Genomic DNA, 25023 nt, shown 5'->3' on the forward strand with positions numbered 1-25023 from the left:
CACGGCTTGCGAAACGGGACACTAGGATCCCTACTGACTGATCCGTGCGGAATAGGTGATGGTCCGGCTGGCACCGGGGTCCAGACTCACCTCCCGCCGCAGGGTGCCCGCGTCGGTGCGGGTCCAGCTGTCGGCGCCCTCGGTGAGCTGCCATTCCCCGGGCAGGTGCTCCTCCAGGATCACCGTCTCCGGCGAGGCCCCCACGTTGCGCAGCGCGATCTCCCAGGCCACTGCATAGCGGCGCTCGCCGAGGCGCTGGTAGTCGGTCTGGGTGCGCTCGGCGAGCAAGCTGAACGCCGTGCCGAGGGTGAGCTCGAAGCCCTCTCCGGGGGGCGTGTGGCCGATGGCGTCGCTGCCGAGATAGGCGGGGTTGTCACCGCGGCGGTCATAAACGCGCACCGGACCGGCGGGCAGCGGGCGGTCGGTGCGGTCGTCCACCCGCAAGTGAATGCGCACCGGCACCGACTGGGTACCGCCGCGCTGCCCGCCGCCATTGCCGGTTACCCGCAGGGCGCGGGTGGTGGCAACGGCTGCGGCCCGGTCGAGGGGGACCCGCAGCCGTTGGCCTGCGGGCAGCCGTTCGATGGGTGGCAGGCGGTAGCGGTAGTGGTCGCCGGCCGGCTCCGCCGAGGGCCCGTCGCTGCGGGACTCCATCATGGCCATGGGTCGGGGGCCGCCGCCGTCGTCGTTCACCTCGCCGGCGATGAGGTCCACCGATGGCCCTTCGAAGGTGGCGTCCGTGTCGTTGCTCAGCGTGGCGTGGGTGCTCAGGCGTGCGCCGTCGGCGGTGAGCGTCACGGTGTGGTCGGCCGACCAGCCGAGGCCGTCGGTCAGGTAGTCCAGGGTCACGCGCTGGCTGCCGCCGTCCTCGGCGAAGAGCCGCGTCGCCGCGCCGAAGGGCGCAAGGTCCTGTGCCGGCAGGAGCAGTCGCCACGGCGTGCCCGGGCCGACCTGCTCGATGTGCGTGCCCAGGGTCACCGTGGCCCGATCGCCGTCGACGCTGAGCAGCCGCCCCGTGCGCGTCGGCGCATCCGGATCCGGCGTTGCGGGCGCCACATCCACCCGCTCGCCGACGAAGCGCTGGCGCAGGGCGGCCCCGTCGCCGATGCCGGGCTGCAGCCCCACCGGCCCGGCGCTCACGCCTTCCGGCAGTCCGAGGCTGAGGCTGTCCAGGCGCAGCCGGTCCGGCAGCCCGGTGAGCAGGACGTCGTTGCGCCCGGACAGCAGCGCCAGCGAACGCTGTTCATGCACCGCCGAGAAGCCCCCCTGGTAGAGGGCGAGGTGGAGGTCGCTGCGGTCACTGGCGGAGCTGGTGAGCCCCTGCGTGCCGGGAGCGAGCGGCACGCCGGAGACAGGCCGCCGGTCGGTCTCGGCACCCTGTGACTCGGCTGCAATGCCAGGGGCAACGGCGAGCAGGCCGCTGCAGAACAGGCCGGTCAGCATGGCATGTCGCATGGAGAATGCTCCTCTAGGGAAGCGCTTCCCTAGGTTAGAGTCCGAACAGCCAGACCGCCAGCGGCACCAGCAGCGCGGTCAGGGCCCCGTTGAGCCCCATGCCGAGCCCGGCGAAGGCGCCGGCGGCCTCGCTGTGCTGGAAGGCGCGGGCGGTGCCGATGCCGTGGGCCGCCACCCCCACCGCGAATCCCTTGGTGGCCGGGTCCCGCTCGCCCAGCGCCCGCAGCAGGGGCACGCCGATCACCGCGCCGGTGATCCCGGTGAGAATCACCAGCACGGCGGTAAGCGACGGCAGGCCGCCCACCTGCTCCGCGATGCCCATGGCAATGGGCGTGGTCACCGACTTCGGCAGCAGCGAGACGAGCATCGCCGGCGGCAGCCCGAGCAGCCAGCCGATGGCGAGCGCGCTGCCCACGGCGGTGGCGGAGCCGGCGAGCAGCGCCAGGCCCAGGGGCAGCCACAGCCGCCGCAGGTGATGGGCCTGGCGGTAGAGCGGCACGGCCAGGGCCACCGTGGCCGGCCCGAGCAGAAAGTGCACGAACTGGGCGCCGTCGAAGTAGGTCTGGTAGCGCGTGCCGGTGCTGAGCAGCAGCGCCACCAGCGCGGCCACGGCCACGAGCACCGGATTCAGGAGCGGAAACTCGCCGGCGGCGAGATACAGCCGATGCGCAGCCCAGTAGGCGAGCACCGTCACCGTGAGCCACAGCAGCGGCTGCTCGGCGAGGTAGACCCAGACCCGGAACAGCTCGCTCATGTCCCGGTGCTCCGGCCGGTGAGCCGCTGCAGCGCGCGCAGGGTGAAGCAGGTGACCACCATCGCCAGCGCAGTGCTCGCCAGCAGCGTGACCAGCAGCGGCAACCAGACGGCGCCGACCGCCTCGAGATGGGTGACGATGCCGACCCCCGCGGGGATGAACAGCAGCGAGAGATGGGCCAGCAGGCCGCGGGAGGCCTCTGCCAGCGGCTTGGGTGCCGACCCGCGGACCAGGAGTGCCGCGAACAGCAGCGCCATGCCGAGCACCGGCCCCGGTACGGGCAGCCCCAGCACCCGGGTGAGGACCTCGCCGATGAGCTGCAGTACCAGCAGCGCCGCCAGTGCCCCGATCATGCGCCGAACCCTCCTGCCACGTCCGCTCGCGCCGGCACCCTCAGCCTGGCCTAAGGCAGCTGCCGGGCGCTGCCTCAGGCATCCGCGCCGGGCTGGTCTTCGAGCAGCAGATCCCGGGCCTCGTTGAGCCGCGCGGCGAGATAGCCGGAGCCGCCGCGGTCGGGATGCAGCCGCTGGATGAGGCGACGGTGGGCCGCCCGGATCTCGTCGGGCCCGGCGCCGGGCTCGAGGCCGAGGATCTGCAGCGCCTCGTCCCGGGTCAGGCCGGAGTGCGCCGGCGGCTGCCGCGGGCCCTCGCCGCGGGAGGGCCCCGCGCCGGCGGCGCCGGCGCCGCCCAGCAGCCGCCGCAGCCAGGGCAGGAACTGGAGCAGCGTGAGGGCGCGCCAGGCCAGCGGCAGCGCCGCGGCGATGGCCGCGAAGATCCAGTTCAACCGCCCACTGGCGGCGAGCACGACGAACACCACCGCGATACCGCCGAGGATGAGCATGGGCGCCCGCGCCGCGAGCCAGGCCCGCAGCCGTGGCGAGACCATGAAGGCGATCACGCCAATGAGCAGCAGCAGGCCGAGGACGCGCATCAGCAGGCCCCGGCGTCGGTGGTGAGCGGCCTGCTCACCGCGGCGGACCGTCGCGTCTGCCGGCCTCTGCCCGAAGGCGCTCGCAGCGCTCGCGCCAGCGCTCCAGGCGCGCCTCGTAGAGGTCGAACACGCAGGGGTCGCAGCCGCTGCCGCAGCATTCGTCCAGGTCGGGCTCGCGCGGCGGCGGCGGCAGGCGCACGCCCTCGTTCGCCTTGCGCTCGGACATCGGGCCTCGGTCGGTCAGGTTCGGCACGCTCATCAGGATATCAGCCCTACCGGGATATGCCTGCCCGATCAGGCGGCCGGGCTCGGCGTGTTCGCGACGCGGGGTGCCGCGGCGCTCGCGGCGAATCGGAGGTAGTGCCCGGTGCGGGTCGGCGCGGCGCCGCCCGGGACACTGGGAACTGCCAGCGCACACCCGGGCTTGTGCGGCGAGCCCCGGAGAGTGGGTGCGGCCTTCCCAGCTGCGCCCGCCTCGACTCGTCAGACCGACGCCTCGGCGGCAAGTGCCGATTGCGTTATCGAGGACCTACTCGCCGCGACGCGAGCGCGCGAAGGCGGCTGCCAGCGCCGTCTCCCGAGCCTCCGGTTCGGGCTTGCGCTGCGCCGGCTTGCCGTCCCGCTTCGCCGTCCTGGCGGGCCGGTTCTCGGGCTGCCGGCCCGGCGAGCCCTCCGACCGGGGCGCACGCAGGGAGAGGGCGATGCGCCGGCGCTTCGCGTCCACCTCCAGCACCCGCACGCTCACCACCTGCCCGGGACGGCAGACGCTGCGCGGGTCCTTCACGAAGTGATCGGCCAGCTCGGAGATGTGGGCAAGCCCGTCCTGATGCACCCCGATGTCGATGAAGGCGCCGAAGTTGGTGACGTTGGTCACCACGCCTTCCAGCCGCATGCCCGGCTCCAGGTCCGCCAGCGTGGTGACGTCGTCGCGGAAGCGGGCGGTGCGGAATTCCGGCCGCGGGTCGCGGCCCGGCTTCTCCAGCTCGGCGAGGATGTCCGTCACCGTGGGGGTGCCGAAGCGCTCGTCGGTGAAGCGGGCCGGGTCCAGGGTACGCAGGGTTGCGCCGTCGCCGATGAGGCGCTGTACCGGGCGGCCGATCTCCCGCGCGATCCGGGCCACCAGGGGATAGGCCTCAGGGTGCACCGCCGAGCCGTCCAGGGGTTCGTCGCCGTCGCGGATGCGCAGGAAGCCGGCGGCCTGCTCGAAGCTGCGCTCGCCGAAGCGCGGCACGGCGAGCAGATCCCGTCGCCGCCGGAACGGACCGTGCTGTTCCCGGTGCTCGACGATGCGCCTTGCGAGGGTGGCGCTCAGCCCGCTGACGCGGGTCAGCAGGGCTGCTGAGGCGGTGTTGAGGTCCACGCCGACGGCGTTGACGCAGTCCTCCACCACGGCGTCCAGCGCCCGGGTCAGTGCGGACTGGGCGACGTCGTGCTGGTACTGGCCGACGCCGATGGCCTGGGGCTCGATCTTCACCAGTTCCGCCAGCGGATCCTGCAGCCGCCGGGCGATGGACACCGCGCCGCGCAGGGAGACGTCCAGATCGGGGAACTCCGCCGCCGCCGTCGCCGAGGCCGAGTACACCGAGGCGCCTGCCTCGGAGACCATGACGGTTGCCGGGCCGCCGCCCGGGCCGGAACCGCGCAGACTCTGGGCGAGCTGCTCGGTCTCGCGCGAGGCGGTGCCGTTGCCGACCGCCACCAGGGCCACGTCGTGGGCCCGGATCAGCGCCTCCAGGCGGGCGCGGGCCGCGTCCCACTGCCGCTGCGGGGCGTGCGGGTGAATGGTATCGGTGGCGAGCAGGCGGCCGGTGGCGTCCACCACGGCCAGCTTGCAGCCCGTGCGCAGGCCGGGGTCGATGCCGAGGACCGCCTTCGGGCCCGCCGGCGCGGCCAGGAGCAGATCCTGCAGGTTGCCGGCGAAAACGCGAATGGCCTCCTGCTCCGCGGCTTCGCGCAGGCGGCCGAGGAGGTCGGTCTCGATGCGCACCAGCAGCTTCGCCCGCCAGGCGCGGCGCACGGCGTCCTGGAGCCAGGCATCCGCCGGCCGACCGCGATCCTGCACGCCGAAATGCGCCGCGACGAGGCGCTCGCCCGCGCCGGTGCCATCGCTTCCCGCCGGCTCATCCGGCAGCCGCAGGCGCAGCGCCAGCACGCCTTCGCGGCGGCCGCGCAGCATCGCCAGCGCCCGGTGCGAGGGGATGCGCCGGACGGGTTCCCGGTAGTCGAGGTAGTCGGCGTACTTGGCAGCCTGCTCGCCGGCATCCGGCAGGCCTTCTGCGTGCAGCACGCCCTCGTCCCACAGACGCTGGCGCAGCCGCGCCACCAGGTCGGCGTCCTCGGCGGCACGTTCGGCCAGGATATGGCGGGCGCCGGCGAGCGCCTCCTCGGCGCTGTTGACGCCGCGTCCGGCATCGACGTAGCGGCCCGCTAGGGTTTCCGGATCCCGCGTCGGGTCCGCGAGCAGGGCGTCCAGCAGCGGCTCGAGACCGGCCTCGCGGGCGATGGCGGCCCGCGTGCGCCTTTTGCGGCGATAGGGGAGGTACAGATCCTCCAGCCGCTGCTTGGTCCCGGCGGCCTCGATGGCGGCGCGCAGCGGCTCGCTGAGTGCGCCCTGGGCCTCGATCTCGGCGAGCACGGTCTGCCGCCTTGCCTCCAGCTCGCGCAGGTAGTGCAGCCGCTCCTCCAGCCGGCGCAGCTGGGTGTCGTCGAGGCCGCCGGTGGCCTCCTTGCGATAGCGGGCGATGAAGGGCACGGTCGCGCCGTTGTCCAGCAGGCCCACGGCGGCGGCCACTTGCGCTGGGCGGACATCCAGCTCGCCGGCGATGCGGCGGGAGAGAATCTCGCTCACGGGTCCTGCGACTCCTGACGATTGTAGAGCTCGCTGCCCTGATAATGGGCGTGGGCGTGGCGCAGCAGCACCATGACCATCGCCGCCACGGGCAGCGCGATGAGCACGCCGACGAAGCCGAACAGCTGGCCGCCGGCAAGCACCGCGAAGATGACCGCCACCGGGTGCAGGCCGAGCCGGTCGCCCACCAGCACCGGTGTCAGCAGCATCTGCTCCAGCGCCTGACCGGCCAGATACACCGCCCAGACCAGCAGCAGCGGCACCAGCCAGTCGGAGAACTGGAATACGGCGGCGAGGCTGGCCGCCAGGATGCCCACCACGAAACCCAGATAGGGAATGATGGCGGCCAGTCCGGAGATCAGGCCGATCAGCACCGCGAGCTGCAGCCCGACCAGCCACAGCCCGGCCGCATAGAACACGCCCAGGGCGAGCATCACCAGCAGCTGGCCGCGCAGGAAGGCGGCCACCACCTCGTCGCACTCGCCGGCGAGCCGCGCCACCTGGGGCGCGATGCGCCGGGGCAGCAGCGCGTGGATGCGGGCGAGCAGCACGTCCCAGTCCCGCAGCAGGTAGAAGGTCACCACCGGGATCAGGGCCAGCGTGGCGAGCAGCCCGGCCAGCGCCAGGCCGGAGCGTGTCGCGCGGGCCACCAGATCGGCGGCGATGTTGCCGGTGGAGCGCCAGTGTTCGGTGATGGCGCTGCGGATGCGTTCCAGATCCAGCACGCCGGGGTCGACCCCGAGGCGGGACTGAAGCCAGGGCAGCGCGGTCTGCTGCAGCCAGTCGATCAGGGCGGGGATCTGGCGCTGCAGGATGTCGATCTGGTGGCCCACCAGCGGGATCAGCAGCAGCACGATGCCGGTGAGGATGCCGGTCAGCACGAGGAACACCACCACCACCGCCGGCGTGCGGCCGAGGTGGAGCCGCTGCAGGCGATCCACCAGCGGGTCGGCCAGATAGGCGAGCAGGGCCGCCACCAGGAAGGGCGTCAGGATGGGGCGAAGCAGATAGATCAGCACGCCGCCGAGCACCACGGCCGCGAGCAGCGGCCAGGCGCGGCTGTCCGCGAGCCGACCGGCGCCGCCGCGCACGCTCATGGCTGGCGTGGGCCCGGGGCGGTCACTCCAGCGCCTCGCGCAGCCGCTGGCGGGCGTCCTCGCCAAGCTCCGCGGCGCGCTCCAGCAGCGCCTCCTCGGCGCCGTACTCGGCGAACGGGTTGCTCAGCAGCGGGGCGCCACGGCCGTGGTTGTAGCCGAGCGCGGCCCCCGCGGCCGCCCCCAGGATGAGGCCGATGAGCAGGGTCTTGACGGTTCCCATGGGGTGGGCCTCCGGCCGGTCAGGGTGCCCGAGGATAGCGTAGCGTGACGGACCTCGCATCAAGGCCGGCCCCGGGGGCTACATGGGCCGGCGATTCGCGATAAGGTATGCGCTGCCGCAAACCGCCGTGGGGGCGCGGTTTGCCGGTATCCGACCGATCCGGGGGAGAACTGAGGCGTGCGCAACCCGAACCGAGTCCTGGTGTGGATCTTCCTGTTCCTAGGCGCCGTGGCCGCCGTCTGCGGGCTGCTGTTCGAGCCGCTCCGCGAGGCCTTTGTCGCCAATCCGGTATTCAACGGCCTGATTCTCGGGGTGCTGTTCATTGGCCTGGTCATCAATTGCCGGCAGGTGCTCATCCTGAATCCCGAGGTGCGCTGGATCGAGCGCTTCCGCCGCTCCGAGGACGGCGAGGCGCCGGCGCTGCCGAGCAGCCGCCTGCTGGGGTCCATGGCGCGCATGCTCACCGGCCGCCATGGCGACCGCTTCTCCCTCTCCGCCATGTCCCTGCGCACGGTGCTCGACGCCATCCGCTCGCGCCTGGACGAGTCGCGGGACGTCTCGCGCTATCTCATCGGGCTGCTGGTCTTCCTCGGCCTGCTCGGCACCTTCTGGGGTCTGCTGGACACGCTGCGCGCCGTCGGCGGCGTCATTGGCGGGCTGCAGGTGGGCAGCGGCCAGGAGGCGGGGCAGATCTTCGCCGAGCTGAGGGATGGCCTGCAGGCGCCGCTGCAGGGCATGGGGACGGCCTTCAGCTCCTCCCTGTTCGGCCTCGCCGGTGCCCTGGTCCTCGGCTTCGTGGACCTGCAGGCCGCGCACGCCCAGAACGGGTTCTACAACGATCTCGAGGAATGGCTCTCCGGCCAGACCCGGCTCGCCAGCGGCGCCATGGGCGGCGACGGCGAGGGCTCGGTGCCCGCCTACATCCAGGCGCTGCTGGAGAACACGGCGGACAGCCTCGACAAGCTCCAGCGCATCATGGCGCGGGGCGAGGAGGAGCGGCGCGGCGCCGATGCCCGCCTCATCGAGCTGACCGAGGAGGTGGCCAACCTTGCCGAGCATGCCCGCAGCGAGCAGAAGGGGCTGATCGGCCTCACCCGGACCCAGGCGGAGCTGCAGGGCGTTCTGCAGCGGCTGGCCGATGTCAGCGATGAGCGCGGCGGGGCGAGCCACGAGCAGCTCGAGCACCTGCGGCATATCGCCGGCGGCCTGCAGGACCTGCGCCAGGAGCTTGCCACCGACCGCGAGCGGCTGCTCAACGAGCTGCGTGACGAGGTACGGCTGCTCACGCGGACCGTCGCCCACCTCGGCAACGGCCGCCGCGACTGAGCCCCGGGATGCTCGGAAGCTCGCGCCGCAACCGCGCCTCCGTCAATATCTGGCCAGGCTTCGTCGACGCCCTGGCGACGATCCTGCTCGCCTTCGTCTTCGTGCTGATGATTTTCGTGGTCGCCCAGCTCTATCTGAGCGACCTCCTCTCCGACCGCAACCGCGCCCTGGAGGCGCTGCGCGCCGAGATCTCCGAGATGGCCGAGGCGCTGTCCATGGAGCGGCGCACGCGCAGCCGGCTCGAGGAGCAGGTCTCCGAGCTTTACGCCGAGCTCCACGCGACGCTGTCCGACCGCGACGAGCTGCGCGAGGAGCTGGAGCTCACCCGCGAGGAGCTGGAGGCCGCGCGCCAGGAGGTGGAGACCAGCGAGGAGGCGCTGACCGTGCGCCTCGCCGAGATCGCCTCCCTGCAGCAGGATATCTCCGCGTTGCGCGAGCTGCGCGAGGAGCTCGAGGCGGAGATCGGGAATCTCTCCGCCCGCCTGGAGACCACCGAGGAAGACCTGGAGCAGGCCGAGCAGACCCTGGGGGCGGCCCGCGACCGCAACCGCGAGCTGCGCGCGGAGCTCGCCGAGGCCGAGGAGCGCACCCTGCTGGCGCAGGAGGAGATCGAGGAGCGGGAGATGCGCATCCGCGATCTCGTGGCCGAGATCGAGGAGCGCCAGGAAGCCCTGCGCGAGGAGCAGGAGCTTACCGCGGACGCCGAGGCCCGCGTCGAGGCCCTGCGCCGGGAGCTGCGGGCCCTGCGCAATCAGATCAGCGCCCTGGCACAGGCGCTGCAGATCGAGCAGGAGACCGTCGCCGAGCAGGAGGCGGAGATCGGCGAGCTCACCGAGCGGCTGAACGTGGCACTCGCCGAGCGGGTGCAGGAATTATCCCGTTACCGCTCGGAGTTCTTCGGCCGACTGCGCGAGGTGCTCGGCGGGATCGAGGAGATCGAGATCGTCGGCGACCGCTTCCGCTTCCAGTCGGAGCTGTTCTTCGAGACCGCCTCGGCCGACGTCGGGCCGGAGGGCCGTGACCGGCTGCAGCAGGTGGCGGAAATCCTGCGCCGGGTGGCAGACCGCATCCCCGACGACATCGACTGGGTGCTGCAGGTGGAGGGGCACACTGACCGGCGCCCCATCCGTACCCCCGAGTTCCCCTCCAACTGGGAGCTCTCCACCGCCCGCGCGCTCTCCATCGTCGACTACCTGATCGATCAGGGCATCCCGCCGGAGCGGCTGGCTGCGGTGGGTTACGGGGAGTACCAGCCCATCGACACGGGGGACTCCGCCGAGGCGCTGGCGCGCAACCGCCGTATCGAGCTGCGGCTTACCAACCGCTAGACGGGACAGCCGTGAATCGGTGGGATATGCGGGCTAGCTTTCGGGACGGTCCTCGCAGGCGGCCAGCAGGCGGGCGAGGACGGTCTCGAGCACCGGCAGGCTGGCGGCGAGGCCGTGGTCGTCGTCGAGCAGGTGCAGCTCCGCCCGATGCGCTTCGGCGAGCCGCCAGGCGTGCCCGGGCGGGATAAGCTCGTCCCGCCAGCCGTGCACGATGGCGCAGTGCCCGGCGGTCAGCCGCGGCTCACCCGGATAGCCCGGCAGGTATACCGCGGGCGCCATCAGCAGCAGCCCGCCCGGCTGCAGCCGCTCGCAGGCCATGGCGCAGACGTAGCCGCCCATGCTCGAGCCCACCAGCACCAGCTCCCGCCCCACCGGCAGGCCGAGCTGCAGCAGGTGCGCGATCCGCGCCTGGGGGTCCCTGCTGAAGCGGAAATCCGGGCTCTCAACCGCCCAGCCCCGGGCTCGTGCCACTGCCGCGAGGGCAGTGATCTTTCGCCCCCACGGCCCGCTCTCCATGCCGTGGGCGAAGCAGACCGTCGCCACCATCAGCTCAGGTCCAGGGCGTGCCGCTTGAGGTCGGCCAGGGCCACCACCTCCAGCGCCGCCTCGTGAGTGGCGAGCAGGCGTACCCGCGGCGCACAGCCGCCCTCCAGCGCCTCCTGCCAGCGGGCGGCGCAAAGGCACCAGCGGTCCCCGGGCGCCAGGCCCGCGAAGCCGAACTCCGGGCGCGGTGTGGCGAGGTCGTTGCCGCGCCCGGCGCTGAAGGCGAGAAACTCGGCGGTGACCTCGGCGCAGATCGCATGCACGCCCAGATCATCGGGTCCGACCCGGCAGTAGCCGTCCCGGTAGAAGCCGGTGAGCGGGTCATGGCAGCAGGGTTCGAGCGCGGTGCCGAGGACGTTGCGTGCGCTCATGGGACGCTCCCGATGCGCTGGATGGCTGTCCAGTCTGGCATGGCCAGCGCTGGCGGCGAAGCCGGTCATGGTGATGTCACACCGCTCTGGCAGCCTGCAACTGCGGGTTGGGCGTCACCCCCGGCCGGCCCGCAACCAGGACCCTCCTCCTGGCTCCTCGTCGGCAATGGACTGCAGGCCTTCGCCCACCGTTGCGCCGCACCGGTGGGCTTTTCTATTACCGGGGCGATCCCGGGCCGAGCCTGTGGCAGAGTGGCGGCGCCCTGTGCGCTGTGGGTAAGCGGATCCGTGACCCTGAATGCCCTGCTGCCTTTTCTCCTCCTCGCCGCCCTGGCCTGGGTGTGGCGTGCCAATCTGCAGGCGCGGGAGGCCGCAGTGGCGGCCGCAAGACGTGCTTGCCGCGCCCGCGGCATGACGCTGCTGGACCACACCGTGGCCTTCCGCCGCTGCCGCCTGCGCCGCGGCCCGGATGGCCGCCGGCGCGTTCAGCGGCTGTACGGCTTCGAGTTCGGCTTCGGCGGCGACGAGCGCTGCCGCGGTTGGGTGACGCTGCTCGGCAGCCGCGTCGAGAGCCTTCAGCTGGAGGTGCCGGAGGGCGGCCGGGAGCACGAGATCGGCGGCGATCGGGGGTAAGACCGCCGCGGCCGCGGGCTACCGCCCCGCCCTGCACCAGGCAAGGGCCGCCTGTCACTCGCGGCGTCGCATCCCCGGGCCCGCTTGCCTGGCTGAGGCAGCTTCGCCGTCAGGTTCCTGAATGTCGGTCACAGGCCTTGTGCGTACCGTGCGGAGGCGTTTTGCTGCGGTGCACGATAAGCTGTATCGATAATTCTCGCTATCCGGAGCAAGCCATGGTCGGTCTGTTCACCATGATCCTCGTGCTGGTCCTGCTGGGTGGAATGCACCTGCTGATCGATCCCGAGAGCCCGCTGCGTCGCGGCGAGCGCACGGCTGGCAACGCCGCGCAGCGCGATGCCGGTGCGTCGCGCCAGGCTGGGGCGGGCCACGACGCCGACGTCGAGCCGCCGCTGCGCCGGGCCGCCTGAACGCCTGAGGGACGGCTCCCCGCGTCGCCGACGGCGTCGGTCGACACCCCGATAAGGAACGGATAATCTATCCGTTGTCTGGATGGAACGCCTGTTCCATATATCGGGGGGAGTATGCTCGCAATCTGCCAGTTCGGCGCCGGCCGTATCGGTGCCATACATGCCGCCAACGTCGCCGCTAGCCGCGAGGCGGTTCTGCGCTACGTGGTCGACGTCAACGCGCAGTCCGCCGCCACCCTTGCCGAGCGCCACGGTGCCGCCACCGCCACCGTGGACGAGGCTCTGGCCGACCCGGCGGTGGATGCGGTCATTATCGCGAGTTCCACGGATACCCATGCCGAGCTTATCGAGGCGGCGGCACGGGCCGGCAAGGCGACCTTCTGCGAGAAGCCGATCGATCTGTCCATGGCCAGGGTGGAGGCCTGCCTCGGTGTCGTGCGTCAGGCCGGCGTGCCGCTCGCCATCGGCTTCAACCGCCGCTTCGACCCGAACTTCGCCGCCATCCGCACCGCCATTGCCGAGGGGCGCATTGGCCCGGTGGAGCTGGTGCAGATCACCAGCCGCGATCCCGCCCCGCCGCCGCCCGGCTACATTCCGCACTCGGGCGGGCTGTTCCGGGACATGACCATCCACGACTTCGACATGGCGCGCTGGATGCTCGGCGAGGAGCCCGACCGGGTGTTCGCCGTCGGCAGCTGCCTGGTGGATGCCGCCATCGGCGAGGCCGGCGACGTCGATACGGCGGTGGTCACGCTGACCACGCCGAGCGGGCGCATTGCCCAGATCAGCAACAGCCGCCGCGCCGCCTACGGCTACGATCAGCGCCTGGAGGTGCTGGGTGCGCGGGGCATGCTGCGCGCCGAGAACGAGACGCCCACGCGGGTGGAGTACTACGGCGAGCGCGCCGTCGAGCGGGACCGGCCGCTGTACTTCTTTCTCGAGCGCTACACCGAGGCGTTTCGCCGCCAGCTCGAGCACTTCATCACGGTGGTCCGCGAGGGGCGGGCCCCGCTGGCTGGCGGTGAGGACGGGCGCGCGGCGCTGCGCCTCGCCGACGCCGCGCAGGCGTCCCTGGAACAGGGCCGCGCGGTCCAGCTCTGAGCGCCGGCGCGCCGCAGCGGCACGCAGAGTGAGAAGGAACTTGCCAAACCGGGCACTAATGACCGCACAGGTCGCGCTCCAGGCGCAGGCCGACGCCCACCGCCAGCGCCTGGGCCAGGCACATGGAAGCCGTCAGCGAGCGGAACGTGTAGAGCTCGGCGTCGTGGATGTCGAAGCAGATCTCGGCATGGCTCGCCACCGGTGACAGCGGCGTGTCCGTGATCACGATGGTCGGGCAGCCGCGCTCCGCTGCCCGTGAAACCAGGTCTGCGGTCTCCGGCGCGTAGGGGTGAAAGGTCACCGCGAGCAGGGCGTCCTCGGGCCCGAGATGCCCGGCCTGCTGCGCGAGCATGCCGCCAACGCCATCCAGCAGATTGGCCGCGCAGTCGATGCGGCCGAGGGCATAGGCGAGATAGGCCACCACTGGAAACGAGCGACGCAGGCCGCACAGGTGGATGGTGCGGGCGGACGCGAGGCGGGCGGTGGCCGCCTCCAGGCGCTGCGCCGGTACACCCTCCGGCAGGTGCTCGAGGGAGACGGTGTTCACCTCGCAGAACTCCCGCAGCATGTCGTGCACCGTCGGCTCCGCGCCGTGGTCGTGCTTCTGCGCGCGCAGGCGCCGGATGCGCTCGCTGTAGCTCGACGCACTCTCGGCCAGGCGCACCTGGTAGACGCGCTGCATGTCGCTGAAGCCGCTGAAGCCGAAGGCCTTGGCAAAGCGGATGACGGCCGAGGGCTGGACCCCGGCGCGCTTGGCCACCACGGCGGTGGTGTCCAGCGCCATGTCGTTGGGGTGATCGATGGCGAAGCGGGCAATCTGCTTGAGCCGCTTACTGAGCCCGTCGTACTCGCTCAGGATGCGCGACTGCAGCTCGCCGGGGGTTCGCGGAGGGGATGTGTTCATGGTCGGCATGCTACGGGTCTCCTTCCCTCTGCGTCGGCGCCGTATGGAATGAATGATCCATATTTTATTGCATTGGAATGAGAATTCCACTATAGTCCATGTCAGCCTCGCCGTTCCGGCGCCTGGTGCGGAAGGCGGGCGGCCGCCGCGACCGTCGCGGGCAGAACAAGATGAGTCGAGGGGAGGAGAGAGCCATGGCCCGGGTTTCCCCCGCCGAGCGCCCCGCCGCTGCCGCCGAGGAGGATGAGCGCGTTCGCCGTGTCTCCGCCCTGCGCCAGCTGCTGAATCGTCCCGAGTTCGGGGCGCTGTCCGGCGCCATCCTGGTGTTCGTGTTCTTCGCCATCGTCGCCGGCGACTCGGGCATGTTCTCGCTCGACGGCACGATGAACTGGCTGCAGGTCTCCGCCGAGCTCGGCATCCTCGCCATCGGTGCCACGCTCCTCATGATCGGCGGCGGCTTCGATCTGTCCATCGGGTCGATGATCGGCTTCTCCGGCATGCTGATGGCCATCGCCACCGTGTTCTGGGGCTGGCCGGTGTGGATGGCGATCCTGTTCGCCTTCGCGGTGGCGCTGGCGATCGGCTTCGTCAACGGCTACATCACGGTGCGCACCGGGCTGCCCTCGTTCATCGTGACGCTGGCCTTCCTGTTCATCCTGCGCGGGCTGACCATCGGCCTGTCGGTCAGCCTGACCAACCGCACGATCATCAGCGACGTCATTAACGACCCGCAGTCGGACTGGCTGGCGGACCTCTTCGGCGGCGTCGCCTTGGAGTGGCTGTTCCGCTGGTTCGGCGAGATCGGCCTGGTGGCGACTTTCCCCAACGGCCGGCCGGTGGTCGAGGGCATTCCGATGTCCATCGTCTGGTTCTTCGTGCTGGCGATCGTGGCGAGCTGGGTGCTGATGCGCACGCGCTTCGGCAACTGGGTGTTCGCCACCGGCGGCGACGAGAACGCCGCCAAGAACACCGGCGTGCCGGTGCGCTTCGTGAAGATCTCCCTGTTCATGTTCACCGCCTTCTGCGCGACGGTCTACGCGGCGTGCCAGGTGATGGAGTTCGGCTCCGCCTCGGCCGACCGGGGCGTGCTGAAGGAGCTGGAGGCCATCGCCGCGGCCGTGATTGGCGGCACGCTGCTCACCGGCGGCTACGGCACCATTGTCGGCGCCTGCTTCGGTGCGCTGATTTTCGGCGTCGTGCAGATGGGCCTGTACTTCACCGGCGTCGAGTCGTCGTGGTTCCGCGTGTTCGTCGGCGTGATGCTGCTGGTGGCGGTGGTCCTCAACAACTACATCCGCAAGCGCGTGACAGAGGCGCGCTGAGGAGGCGGGCATGGGCGCGAACATCGTCGAGCTGCGGGACGTCTCCCGTTATTTCGGCTCCGTGGTGGCCCTGGAGGGGGTGTCCATGGGGGTGGCCGCCGGCGAGGTGCACTGCCTGCTGGGCGACAATGGCGCCGGCAAGTCCACGCTGATCAAGATCCTCTCGGGCGTGCACCCGCCGAGCCGCGGGGAGTACCTGCTAGATGGCGAGCCCGTGCAGCTGAGCTCGCCCCGCGAGGCACTGGACAACGGCATTGCCACCGTATTCCAGGATCTCGCCCTGGTGCCGCTGATGAGCGTGACGCGCAATTTCTTCATGGGCCGGGAGCTCACCCGGGGCTGGGGGCCGTTCAAGCGCTTCGACCTGGAGCGCGCCAACCGCATCGCGCGTGATGGCCTCGCCCGCATGGGTATCCAGGTGCGCGACCCGGCCCAGGCCATTGGCACCATGTCCGGCGGCGAGCGCCAGTGCCTTGCCATTGCCCGGGCCATCCATTTCGGCGCCCGGGTGCTCATCCTCGACGAGCCCACCGCCGCCCTGGGCGTCAAGCAGTCCGCCAACGTCATGAAGGTGGTGGCCCGCGCCCGCCAGGAGGGTATCGGCGTGATCCTCATCACCCATAACGTCCATCACGCCTACCCGGTGGCGGACCGTTTCACGTTGCTCAACCGCGGCCAGAGTCTCGGCACCTACGAGAAGGCCGAGGTCAGCCGCGAGGAGGTGGTAGCGATGATGGCCGGCGGCGAGGAGCTCCAGGAGCTGGAGATGGAGCTCGCGGAGTTCGAGCGCAGCGACCGGGCGAAGGCGCAGCGCGAGCGGACGGCGGGCTGACCGCCGCCTACTGGCAACCGCAATGGCCGGCGCCGATGAGGTCGTCGGCCGTCTAGGAGGAGGAGAGACCATGCAGAAGCTGACACAGACACTCGGGGCGGGCGTGCTCGCGGCGCTCGGCCTCGCCGCGCTTGCTGCCGGCAGCGCACCGGCTCAGGCCCAGGACGACCCGATGCGGTTCGTGCTGATCAGTCACGCCCCCAACGCCGACTCCTGGTGGAATACGGTGCGCAACGCCCTGAACGCCGCCGGCGAGCAGATGGGCGTGGAGGTCGAGTACCGCAACCCGCCCCAGGGTGACCTCGCCAACATGGCCCGCATTGTCCAGCAGACAACGTCCTCGGCGCCGGACGGGATCATCGTCACGATCGCCGACTTTGACGTCCTGGACGGCCCGATCCAGAGCGCGGTGGAGCGCGGCATTCCGGTGGTAACCATCAACTCGGGCACCGAGGCGCAGAGCGCCGAGCTCGGCGCGCTAATGCACGTCGGCCAGCCGGAGTACTACGCCGGCCAGCGCGCCGGGGAGCGGGCCGCGGAAGCCGGGGTGACGCAGTTCCTCTGCGTCAACCACTACATCACCAATCCGGCTTCGGTGGAACGCTGCGAGGGCTATGCCGACGGCCTCGGGGTCGAGCTCGAGGGCCAGATGATCGACTCCGGCGTCGATCCGACGGAGGTGCAGAACAAGGTCGAGGCGTATCTGCGCCAGAACCCCAACACCAACGGCATCCTCACCCTCGGGCCGAACTCCGCCCACCCGACCATCCGTGCCCTGGAGAACATGGGGCTCGCCGGCGACGTGCACTTCGCCACCTTCGACCTCTCCAGCGAGATCGCCGCGGCCGTCAAAGAAGGCACGGTGGACTTCGCCATCGATCAGCAGCCCTACCTGCAGGGATACATGCCGGTGGTGGTGCTCAAGCTCTACAACCAGTACGGCCTCCTGCCCGCCAGCAACATCCGCTCGGGTCCCGGCTTCGTCACCGAGGAGAATATCGAGCAGGTGGAGGCCCTGGCCGGCGAGGTCCGCTGACCCGGCGCACCGGCCCCGGAGCTCCGCTCCGGGGCCGGTGCGGGCCCCCTACGGTCCGGAAGAGCAGCCATGCGCACCCTGAACATCGGCCTTGTCGGCTCGGGCTTCATGGGCAAGGCCCACACCATCGCCTACCGGGCGCTGCCAGGGGTATTCCCCCGACCGGTACGCCTGCAGCTCGAGCTGCTCGCGGACCAGGGTGAGGCCCGCGCGCGCGAGGCCGCCGAACGCCTCGGCTTCGCGCGCTGGACCGGCGACTGGCGGGCGCTGGTGAGCGATCCGGCGGTGGACGTTGTCGATATCTGCGCACCCAACCACCTGCACCGGGAGATGGCGCTGGCGGCCATCGCGGCGGGGAAGGCCGTGTACTGCGAGAAGCCGCTGGCGCTCTCCGCGGCCGACGCGGCGGAGATGGTGGACGCCGCCGAACGGGCCGGCGTGACGACGCTGGTCGGCTTCAACTACGCCTGCAATCCGGCTGCGGCCCTGGTGCGGGAGATCGTCGCCGGCGGCGAGATCGGCGAACCGCTGCACTTCCGGGGCGCGCACAACGAGGACTACCTGGCCGATCCGCAGACCCCCTTCAACTGGCGCTGCGAGCGGGCGCTTGCCGGCAGCGGCGCCCTCGGCGACATCGGCGCACACATCCTGCACGCCGCGCTCGGCGTCATGGGACCGGTGGCCGAGCTCTGTGCCGATCTGCGTACGGTGATCCCCGAGCGCCCCGTGGCCGGCGATCCCGGCCGCCGCCGGGCCGTGGAAAACGAGGACCAGGCCAGCGCCCTGCTGCGCTTCGCGAGCGGCGCCACCGGCAGCATCGAAACGAGTCGCGTCGCCGCGGGGCGCAAGCTCGGCCTCGCCTACGAGATCACCGGCAGCCGCGGCTGCGTCCGCTTCGACCAGGAGCGCATGAGCGAGATCCAGCTCTACCTCGCGGACGGGCCGCCCTCGCGCCGTGGCTTCCGGACCGTGCTCCTCGGGCCGGAGCACCCGGACTACGCCGCCTTCTCGCCGGCCCCCGGCCACGGGCTCGGGTTCAACGACATGAAGATCGTCGAGGCCCGCGATCTGGTGGACGCGGTGCTGGACGGCGCACCGGTGGCCAACGACTTCCGTGGGGCCTGGGCCGTCAACCGTCTGATCGAGGCCATGGAGCGCTCCCACGCCGCGCGCGGCTGGGTGGCGCCCTGATGCCGGCGCCTGGGGCGCCGGCCCGGGCAGAGGAGAGCGCACCGTCATGACCGACCGACCCCTGGACGTTATCTGCCTCGGGCGGGCCGTGGTGGACCTCTACGGCGAACAGATCGGCAGCCGCCTGGAGGACATGCAGAGCCTGCGCAAGTACGTCGGCGGCTCGTCGCTGAACATCGCCACCGGCTGCGCCCGCCAGGGCCTCCGCGCGGCCATGCTCACCCGCGTCGGCGACGAGCACATGGGGCGCTTCGTGCGCGAGCGCCTCGCCGCCGAGGGTGTGGACACCAGCCACGTGGTCACCGACCCTGAACGGCTGACCGGCCTGGTGGTGCTGGGCATCAAGGACCGCGACACCTTCCCGCTGATCTTCTTCCGCGAGAACTGCGCCGACATGGCCGTCTCGCCGGAGGACTTCGACGCCGATTTCATCGCGTCCGCGCGAGCGCTGCTCATCACCGGCACCCACTTCTCGACGCCCCACGTCGATCACACCAGCCGCACGGCGGTGGCGCACATGCGGGCCGCCGGCGGGCGTTGCGTGCTCGACATCGACTACCGGCCCGTGCTCTGGGGCCTCACCGGACACGGCGCCGGCGAGGAGCGCTTCGTCGCCGCGCGCAGCGTCACCGAGCACCTGCAGCGCATCGTTCCGCTGTTCGACCTCATCGTCGGTACCGAGGAGGAGATCCACATCGCCGGCGGCGAAACCGACACCGTCGCCGCGCTGCAGCGCCTGCGCGCCCTCACCGACGCGGTGCTCGTGGTCAAGCGCGGCGCCTGTGGCTGCAGCGTCTTCGAGGGCGCCATCCCGGACACCCTGGACGATGGCATTACCGTTCCCGGTGTGCCGGTGGAGGTGCTCAACGTCCTTGGCGCGGGCGATGCCTTCATGGCCGGCTTCCTGCGCGGCTATCTCGGTGGCGATTCGTGGACGCGGTGCGGACACTACGCCAACGCCTGCGGCGCGCTGGTGGTCTCGCGCCACGGCTGCACCCCGGCGATGCCAACGCGGGCCGAGCTCGACGACTACCTGGCCCGCGCCGACGCCGTGCCGCGGCCGGATCGCGATGCGCGGCTCAACTATCTGCACCGGGTCACCGTTCGCCACCGCCAGTGGCCTGAGGTCTGCGCCCTCGCCTTCGACCACCGCAGCCAGTTCGAGGCCATGGCCGCGGAGGCCGGCGCATCGGTGGAGCGCATCCCCGCGCTCAAGGGGCTGATCGCGCGGGCAGCGCGCGAGGGCGCGGCGGCCGAGGGCCTGGCGGGAAGCGCCGGGGTGCTGGTGGACGGGCGTTTCGGCGCCCGCACCCTGGAGCAGCTGACCGGTGAGGGCCTCTGGATCGGCCGCCCGGTGGAACTGCCCGGCAGCCGGCCCCTGGCCTTCGAGGCCGGCGACAACGTCGGCCTGGACATCGCCACCTGGCCGGCGGAGCAGGTGGTGAAATGCCTGCTCTTCTACCATCCGGATGATCCGGTCGCGTTACGCGCCGAGCAGGACCGCCGCGTCACCAACCTCTACGAGGCCTGCGTGCGCACCGATCACGAGCTGCTCCTGGAGGTGATCCCGCCGGCGGACCTGCCCGCGGACGACCGCACTGTCGCCCGGGTGCTGGATCACTTCTACGATCTCGGCGTGTACCCCGACTGGTGGAAGCTGCAGCCACCGGGCACGGCGGCCTGGCGGGAGATCGGCGCGGTGATCGAGGCCCGCGACCCCTACTGTCGAGGCGTGCTGCTGCTGGGGCTCGACGCTCCTGCGGATACCCTCGCAGAGGGCTTCCGGGCCGCCGCCGCCCAGCGCTGGTGTCGCGGCTTCGCCGTCGGCCGCAGCATTTTCGGCGAGCCGGCCCGGAAATGGCTCGCCGGCGAGCTGGACGACGCCGGCCTGGTGGCGGCCGTCACCGGCCGCTACCGCGACATCGTTCGCCTCTGGCAGCAGGCCCGTGCCGCCACCGGCGCGCCGCAGCAAGCCTGAAGGAGGAACCCCATGGCCACCGTTCGACTCACCATGGCCCAGGCGCTGGTGCGCTACCTGGCCAACCAGCTCACCGAGGTGGACGGCGAGCGGATGCCGCTGTTCGGTGGGGTGTTCGCGATCTTCGGCCATGGCAACGTGGCCGGGCTCGGCGAGGCGCTGGCCGGTGCCGGCAACGCCCTGCCGACGCTGCGCGGCCACAACGAGCAGTCCATGGCCCACGTCGCCATCGCCTACGCGAAGACCTGGGATCGGCGACGGATGATGGCCTGCACCACCTCCATCGGGCCGGGGGCGACGAACCTCGTCACCGCCGCCGCCCTCGCCCATGTCAACCGCTTGCCCGTGCTGCTTCTGCCGGGGGATACCTTCGCCACCCGCGCCCCGGACCCGGTACTGCAGCAGATCGAGGACTTCGGCGACCCGACGGTGACGGCCAACGACTGCCTGCGCCCGGTGTCCCGCTACTGGGACCGCATCACGCGCCCCGAGCAGCTGTTACGCAGCCTGCCGGCCGCGCTCGCCACCCTGCTGGACCCGGCGGACTGCGGCCCGGTGACCCTGGCGCTGCCGCAGGACGTGCAGGCCGAGGCGTACGACTATCCGGAGACGTTCTTCGCGCCCCGGGTGCATCGGCCCCGCCGGCCCGCCCCGGACGCCACCGAGCTGGACGCCGCCGTGGCCCGACTGCGCGTTGCCGCGCGGCCGCTGATCGTCGCCGGCGGCGGCGTCCACTACGCCGGCGCCCGAGACACCCTGGACGCCTTCGCCCGCCGGCACGGAATCCCCGTGGCCGAGACCCAGGCGGGCAAGGGGGGGCTCAGCGCCGGGCATCCGTTGCAGGTGGGGGGCATCGGCGTCACGGGCAGCGCGGCCGCCAATGCCCTTGCCGCCGAGGCGGACGTCGTGCTTGCCGTCGGCACCCGCCTGGCGGACTTTCCTACCGCCTCCCGCTCCATTTTCCGCGGTTCCGGTGTGTGCCTGATTGGCCTCAACGTGCAGCCCTTCGACGCCGTGAAGCATGACGGCGAGCCGCTGGTCGCGGACGCCCGGGTGGGCCTAGAGGCCCTGGGCGCGGGCCTCGGCGACTACGCCGCGCCGGCCGCCTGGACCGATGCGGCGCAGCGCGGCTGGCGCGAGTGGAACGCCGTGATCGACCGGGTTACCGCCGACGACGGCCGCGAGCGCCCGAGCGACATGCAGGTGCTGGGCGCGGTGAACCGCTTCAGCGACGAGCGTGGCGTCGTGGTCTGCGCCGCTGGCGGTCTGCCCGGGGAGCTGCACAAGCTCTGGCGGGTGAAGGCGCCGGGCGGCTATCACCTGGAGTATGGCTACTCCTGCATGGGCTACGAGATCGCCGGCGGGCTCGGCGTCAAGCTGGCTGCACCGGAGCGCGAGGTCTTCGTCCTGGTGGGCGACGGCAGCTACCTGATGCTGAATTCCGAGCTCGCGAGCTCGGTGGCGCTCGGCGCCAAGCTTATTGTCGTGCTGCTGGACAACCGCGGCTACGGCTGCATCCACCGCCTGCAGACGAGCTGTGGCGGCGCGCCGTTCAATAACCTCTTCGAAGACACCCGCCACGCCGGTGACGGGGCACCCACGGTGGACTTCGCCGCCCACGCCCGGGCGCTCGGCGCCGAGAGCGAGAAGGTCACCGGCATCGCCGGCCTGGAGGCGGCCCTCGGCCGCGCCCGGGCCGCCCGCCGCAGCTATGTCGTGGTCATCGACACCGACCCCGGTCCGGCCACCGCCGAGGGCGGTGCCTGGTGGGACGTCCCCGTGGCCGAGACCTCGGCGCGCGAGGCGGTGCGCGAAGCCCGGCGCGGCTACGAGGCCGCGAAGCGCGACCAGCGTCACTGAGCGCGACCACGAGCGGAGCGACCATGAGCGTGCGACTGGCCATCAACCCGATCACCTGGTCCAACGACGACATGCCGAGTCTCGGCGGCGACACGCCGCTGCAGACCTGCCTCGCCGAGGCCCGGCAGGCCGGCTTCGAGGGCATCGAGCTGGGCAACAAGTTCCCGCGCGAGCCACAGGCCCTGCGCGCGGAACTGGACGCCTTCGGCCTCACCCTGGCCTCCGGCTGGTACAGCGCACGGCTGCTGGAGCGCAGCGCCGAGGCGGAGATCGCGGCCGTGCAGCCCCATCTCGAGCTGCTGCACGCCCTCGGAGCGCCGGTCATGGTCTTCTGCGAGACCACTGGCTGCGTGCATGGCGACCGCGATGCTCCGCTCTCCCGCCGCCCGGTGCTGGGCGCGGGCGACTGGCGCCGCTTCTGCGCGCGCCTGAACAGGGTGGCCGAGCACCTGGCCGGGCAGGGCGTGCCGATGGCCTATCACCATCACATGGGCACCGTAGTGGAGACCGAGGCCGAGGTGGACCGGCTGATGGCGGACACCGACGAGCACGTGGGCCTGCTGCTGGATACGGGCCATCTCGCCTACGCCGGCGGCGATCCGGTGGCGGTGGCCGAGCGCCACGGCCGGCGCATCAACCATCTGCACACCAAGGATCTGCGCGCCGACGTGGTCGCGGCCATGCAGGCCAGGGACAGCAGTTTCCTGGACGCCGTGCTCGCCGGCGCGTTCACCGTCCCCGGCGACGGCAGCCTCGACTTCCGCGCCGTGCTCGAGGCGCTGCGCGCCTGGGGCTACGCTGGCTGGATCGTGGTCGAGGCCGAGCAGGACCCGGCGCGGGCCCATCCGCTCACCTACGCCTGCCTCGGACACGACACCCTGAGCCGACTGGTGGCGGAGACCGGAATCGGGCGCCCACCCGGCGCCTGAGCCGGCCGCCGAGCTCACAGATACGAGGGAGGGCGTCATCGTGCCCGATCTACTGGTGAGACCCCACGAACCGGATGCCGAGGGCCGCGTGCTCTTGGTCACACCGGAGTCCGCCGGCTGGCAGCACGTCGGCTTCGAGGTGGTCCGGTTGCGCCCTGGCGAAGTGCTGGAGCGCGCCACCGGGCGGCGCGAGCTCGGCGCCGTGATGCTCGGTGGCCGCGCGGGTGCCCGCACCGAAGACCGCGACTGGGGGGATATCGGCGAACGGGAGGACGTGTTCGATGGCACGCCGGCCTGCGTGCTCTACGTCCCGGCCGGCGACCGCATGCGCCTGGAGGCCCGTACCGCGGTCGAGGTGGCCCTGTGCACCGCGCCTGGGCAGGGTACGCACCCGGCGCGGCTGATTCGGCCGCAGGACGTCGAGACCATGAGCCGGGGCACCGGCCCCATGCGCCGGCGCATCCACAATCTGCTGCCGGAGACCGAGCCGGCGGACAGCCTGCTGCTGGTGGAGGTCTACACCCCGGGTGGCAACTGGTCGAGCTATCCGCCGCACAAGCACGACACCGACGTCCCGGGCCGGGAAACCCCTCTGGAGGAGACCTACTACCACCGCGTGAACCCGCGCCAGGGCTTCGCCTTCCAGCGCGTCTACAGCGACGCGGGGGATCTGGACGAGGCGCTGGCCGTGCAGGACGGTGACTGCGTACTCGTGCCCCGTGGCTACCATCCGGTGGGTGCACCGGCCGGCTACGATCTCTACTACCTGAACGTCATGGCGGGGCCGAAGCGGCAGTGGCTGTTCACCAACGACCCGCGCCATGAGTGGCTGTTCGAGGGAATCCGCAGCGACTGAAGGCGCTGCCATCGGTTGCGCCCGCAGGACGGATGGCACCTGAGCCGGTCGGCACCGCGGCGCCGCCGACACCATCCCGCGCTTGCCGCGTTCCAGCGGACGCTGCTAGTTTCTGCCCCACCGGGCAGGAGGCGATGGGGCCGCGATCGGCGGGCGCGTTCCCCGGTCAGGAACAAGGCTTTCCAGGGCACAACTTGGGGGAACACGCCATGCGGGGCTTTCGACTCACCGCCGGGGCGCTGCTCGCGGCCGGGATGCTCATGAGCGCCGGGGCAGGTGCGCAGTCGTACGCCGATACGGTCTGGGAGCAGCTCCAGTCCCACTACGACTTCCTGTCCGGGCGCAATTTCACGCCGGACAATTACGTCATGGGCAAGCTGGCGCAGGGGCGCACCGACTCCTGGCGCCTGCACTTCGACGGCGGCCGGCAGTACGTGGTCACCGGCGCCTGCGACAGCGACTGCAATGATCTCGACCTCGCCATCCTGGACGACAAGGGCAACAGCCTCGTGTCGGACAACGAGACGGACGACTACCCGGTGCTGGAATTCCGGCCGTCCGCCTCGGGGCAGTACACCGTCGAGGTGGAGATGTACGCCTGCGACGTGGAGCCCTGCTACTTCGGTTTCGCCAAATTCCGGCAGTAGACCCATGACCGCCGGGTGCGGGGGCTCGTGCCCGTCCGCCCGGCGGCGCTACTATGGCCTGCAGCGCGCAGTCACCGGAGTCCCCAGGCCATGACCGTCACCTTCCGCAGCCCCGCCGCCGGCGATGTCACCATGTTGCGCGCCCATGCCGTGCATCTGCTCGGGCTGATGGGTCTGAGCGGGCGCATTCCGAGCGCCCTCGGCCCGGAGGACATCCCCCGCGTTCGTGACCGCCTGCGTCAGGCGATCGAGGCCGGGGCACCGGCGCCGCCGGACCCGGAGGCCCGTCAGTTCGAGGAGGAGGACGACGAGCAGGAGGGCGAGACCCGGGTCGGCCTTGCCCAGCGTGCCTGGCCACTGATCCAGCTGCTGGATGCCGCGGAGAAGGCCGGCGAGCACGTCACCTGGGACGAGCGCTGACCTCGCGTCGGGGCCGCCGCGCAGCCGGTCG

At 71.6% G+C, this 25023-nt stretch carries 26 protein-coding genes; 15 read left to right on the forward strand and 11 right to left on the reverse strand.

The features are described 5' to 3' along the window. Positions 1 to 30: 30 nt before the first annotated feature. From LMH63_RS00575 to LMH63_RS00610, 8 genes are all read right to left on the reverse strand, one after another. Positions 31 to 1455 (reverse strand): DUF4139 domain-containing protein, encoded by a 1425-nt coding sequence (locus LMH63_RS00575; RefSeq protein WP_109676503.1) that lies wholly within the window; start codon positions 1453 to 1455, stop codon positions 31 to 33. Positions 1456 to 1489: 34 nt separating this feature from the next. Next, positions 1490 to 2209, reverse strand: a complete 720-nt coding sequence (locus LMH63_RS00580; protein ID WP_109676502.1) for an LrgB family protein — start codon at positions 2207 to 2209, stop codon at positions 1490 to 1492. Next, positions 2206 to 2562 carry a CidA/LrgA family protein gene (locus LMH63_RS00585; RefSeq protein ID WP_109676500.1) on the reverse strand — a complete coding sequence of 119 codons (357 nt, stop codon included), beginning with the start codon at positions 2560 to 2562 and terminating at the stop codon, positions 2206 to 2208. The genes LMH63_RS00580 and LMH63_RS00585 overlap by 4 nt, the downstream gene beginning before the upstream one ends. Positions 2563 to 2636: 74 nt before the next feature. Beyond that, the gene (locus tag LMH63_RS00590) at positions 2637 to 3140 is read right to left on the reverse strand and encodes a J domain-containing protein (protein WP_109676498.1); all 504 of its coding nucleotides are present in this window, start codon (positions 3138 to 3140) and stop codon (positions 2637 to 2639) included. Between the two features lie 34 nt (positions 3141 to 3174). Next, positions 3175 to 3399 carry an oxidoreductase-like domain-containing protein gene (locus LMH63_RS00595; protein WP_229332676.1) on the reverse strand — a complete coding sequence of 75 codons (225 nt, stop codon included), beginning with the start codon at positions 3397 to 3399 and terminating at the stop codon, positions 3175 to 3177. A 270-nt stretch (positions 3400 to 3669) separates the two neighbouring features. Continuing rightward, the gene (locus LMH63_RS00600) at positions 3670 to 5988 is read right to left on the reverse strand and encodes a Tex family protein (RefSeq protein ID WP_109676496.1); all 2319 of its coding nucleotides are present in this window, start codon (positions 5986 to 5988) and stop codon (positions 3670 to 3672) included. Further along, positions 5985 to 7085 carry an AI-2E family transporter gene (locus LMH63_RS00605; protein ID WP_109676494.1) on the reverse strand — a complete coding sequence of 367 codons (1101 nt, stop codon included), beginning with the start codon at positions 7083 to 7085 and terminating at the stop codon, positions 5985 to 5987. Before LMH63_RS00605 ends, LMH63_RS00600 begins: the two co-directional genes overlap by 4 nt. Positions 7086 to 7107: 22 nt before the next feature. Then, positions 7108 to 7305 (reverse strand): hypothetical protein, encoded by a 198-nt coding sequence (locus tag LMH63_RS00610; protein ID WP_109676492.1) that lies wholly within the window; start codon positions 7303 to 7305, stop codon positions 7108 to 7110. Between the two features lie 177 nt (positions 7306 to 7482). Here LMH63_RS00610 and LMH63_RS00615 point away from each other — a divergent pair, with 177 nt between their 5' ends. Beyond that, positions 7483 to 8631, forward strand: a complete 1149-nt coding sequence (locus LMH63_RS00615; protein WP_109676490.1) for a flagellar motor protein MotA — start codon at positions 7483 to 7485, stop codon at positions 8629 to 8631. Between the two features lie 8 nt (positions 8632 to 8639). Then, on the forward strand, positions 8640 to 9959 hold the full coding sequence (locus LMH63_RS00620) for a peptidoglycan -binding protein (RefSeq protein WP_109676488.1): 1320 nt from the start codon (positions 8640 to 8642) through the stop codon (positions 9957 to 9959). Between the two features lie 33 nt (positions 9960 to 9992). Here LMH63_RS00620 and LMH63_RS00625 read toward each other — a convergent pair whose 3' ends face one another. Together LMH63_RS00625 and LMH63_RS00630 are read right to left on the reverse strand one after the other, a co-directional pair. Further along, on the reverse strand, positions 9993 to 10505 hold the full coding sequence (locus LMH63_RS00625; protein ID WP_109676487.1) for an alpha/beta fold hydrolase: 513 nt from the start codon (positions 10503 to 10505) through the stop codon (positions 9993 to 9995). Next, positions 10505 to 10873, reverse strand: coding sequence for a DUF2237 family protein (locus tag LMH63_RS00630; RefSeq protein ID WP_109676485.1), 369 nt, complete (start codon positions 10871 to 10873; stop codon positions 10505 to 10507). Before LMH63_RS00630 ends, LMH63_RS00625 begins: the two co-directional genes overlap by 1 nt. A gap of 288 nt (positions 10874 to 11161) precedes the next feature. On the opposite strand from LMH63_RS00630, the gene LMH63_RS00635 reads away from it, so the two are divergent. The 3 genes from LMH63_RS00635 to iolG all read left to right on the forward strand — a co-directional run bounded on the left by LMH63_RS00635 (position 11162) and on the right by iolG (position 13017). Next, positions 11162 to 11506: a DUF3301 domain-containing protein gene (locus LMH63_RS00635; RefSeq protein WP_158280295.1), complete on the forward strand. Its 345-nt coding sequence runs from the start codon at positions 11162 to 11164 to the stop codon at positions 11504 to 11506. A gap of 215 nt (positions 11507 to 11721) precedes the next feature. Further along, on the forward strand, positions 11722 to 11916 hold the full coding sequence (locus LMH63_RS00640) for a hypothetical protein (RefSeq protein WP_109676483.1): 195 nt from the start codon (positions 11722 to 11724) through the stop codon (positions 11914 to 11916). 114 nt (positions 11917 to 12030) lie between these two features. After that, positions 12031 to 13017, forward strand: a complete 987-nt coding sequence (gene iolG, locus LMH63_RS00645; RefSeq protein ID WP_109676481.1) for an inositol 2-dehydrogenase — start codon at positions 12031 to 12033, stop codon at positions 13015 to 13017. 55 nt (positions 13018 to 13072) lie between these two features. Here the strand turns inward: iolG and LMH63_RS00650 are convergent, their stop codons facing one another. Then, positions 13073 to 13921: a MurR/RpiR family transcriptional regulator gene (locus tag LMH63_RS00650; RefSeq protein WP_109676537.1), complete on the reverse strand. Its 849-nt coding sequence runs from the start codon at positions 13919 to 13921 to the stop codon at positions 13073 to 13075. 194 nt (positions 13922 to 14115) lie between these two features. On the opposite strand from LMH63_RS00650, the gene LMH63_RS00655 reads away from it, so the two are divergent. The 10 genes from LMH63_RS00655 to LMH63_RS00700 all read left to right on the forward strand — a co-directional run bounded on the left by LMH63_RS00655 (position 14116) and on the right by LMH63_RS00700 (position 24992). Further along, a complete protein-coding gene (locus LMH63_RS00655; RefSeq protein ID WP_109676479.1) occupies positions 14116 to 15243 on the forward strand; it encodes an ABC transporter permease in 1128 nt (375 codons plus the stop codon). 10 nt (positions 15244 to 15253) lie between these two features. Continuing rightward, positions 15254 to 16075 carry an ATP-binding cassette domain-containing protein gene (locus LMH63_RS19435; protein WP_109676477.1) on the forward strand — a complete coding sequence of 274 codons (822 nt, stop codon included), beginning with the start codon at positions 15254 to 15256 and terminating at the stop codon, positions 16073 to 16075. 70 nt (positions 16076 to 16145) lie between these two features. After that, a complete protein-coding gene (locus tag LMH63_RS00665) occupies positions 16146 to 17111 on the forward strand; it encodes a sugar ABC transporter substrate-binding protein (RefSeq protein ID WP_109676475.1) in 966 nt (321 codons plus the stop codon). Positions 17112 to 17180: 69 nt separating this feature from the next. After that, positions 17181 to 18302: a Gfo/Idh/MocA family protein gene (locus LMH63_RS00670; protein WP_109676473.1), complete on the forward strand. Its 1122-nt coding sequence runs from the start codon at positions 17181 to 17183 to the stop codon at positions 18300 to 18302. A gap of 46 nt (positions 18303 to 18348) precedes the next feature. Beyond that, entirely contained in the window at positions 18349 to 20280 is a 1932-nt protein-coding gene (locus LMH63_RS00675; RefSeq protein ID WP_109676471.1) for a bifunctional 5-dehydro-2-deoxygluconokinase/5-dehydro-2-deoxyphosphogluconate aldolase, read from the forward strand. 12 nt (positions 20281 to 20292) lie between these two features. Next, entirely contained in the window at positions 20293 to 22140 is a 1848-nt protein-coding gene (gene iolD, locus LMH63_RS00680; protein WP_109676469.1) for a 3D-(3,5/4)-trihydroxycyclohexane-1,2-dione acylhydrolase (decyclizing), read from the forward strand. A gap of 23 nt (positions 22141 to 22163) precedes the next feature. Then, positions 22164 to 23069, forward strand: a complete 906-nt coding sequence (gene iolE / locus LMH63_RS00685) for a myo-inosose-2 dehydratase (RefSeq protein WP_109676467.1) — start codon at positions 22164 to 22166, stop codon at positions 23067 to 23069. Between the two features lie 40 nt (positions 23070 to 23109). Beyond that, positions 23110 to 23925, forward strand: coding sequence for a 5-deoxy-glucuronate isomerase (iolB, locus tag LMH63_RS00690; protein WP_109676464.1), 816 nt, complete (start codon positions 23110 to 23112; stop codon positions 23923 to 23925). A 209-nt stretch (positions 23926 to 24134) separates the two neighbouring features. Then, positions 24135 to 24572, forward strand: coding sequence for a hypothetical protein (locus tag LMH63_RS00695; protein ID WP_109676463.1), 438 nt, complete (start codon positions 24135 to 24137; stop codon positions 24570 to 24572). Between the two features lie 90 nt (positions 24573 to 24662). Next, complete coding sequence (locus LMH63_RS00700; RefSeq protein WP_109676461.1) at positions 24663 to 24992, forward strand: DUF1840 domain-containing protein; 330 nt, start codon at positions 24663 to 24665, stop codon at positions 24990 to 24992. Positions 24993 to 25023 lie beyond the last annotated feature (31 nt).

It is taken from the genome of Spiribacter halobius, from assembly GCF_020883455.1.
GTDB lineage: Bacteria > Pseudomonadota > Gammaproteobacteria > Nitrococcales > Nitrococcaceae > Sediminicurvatus > Sediminicurvatus halobius.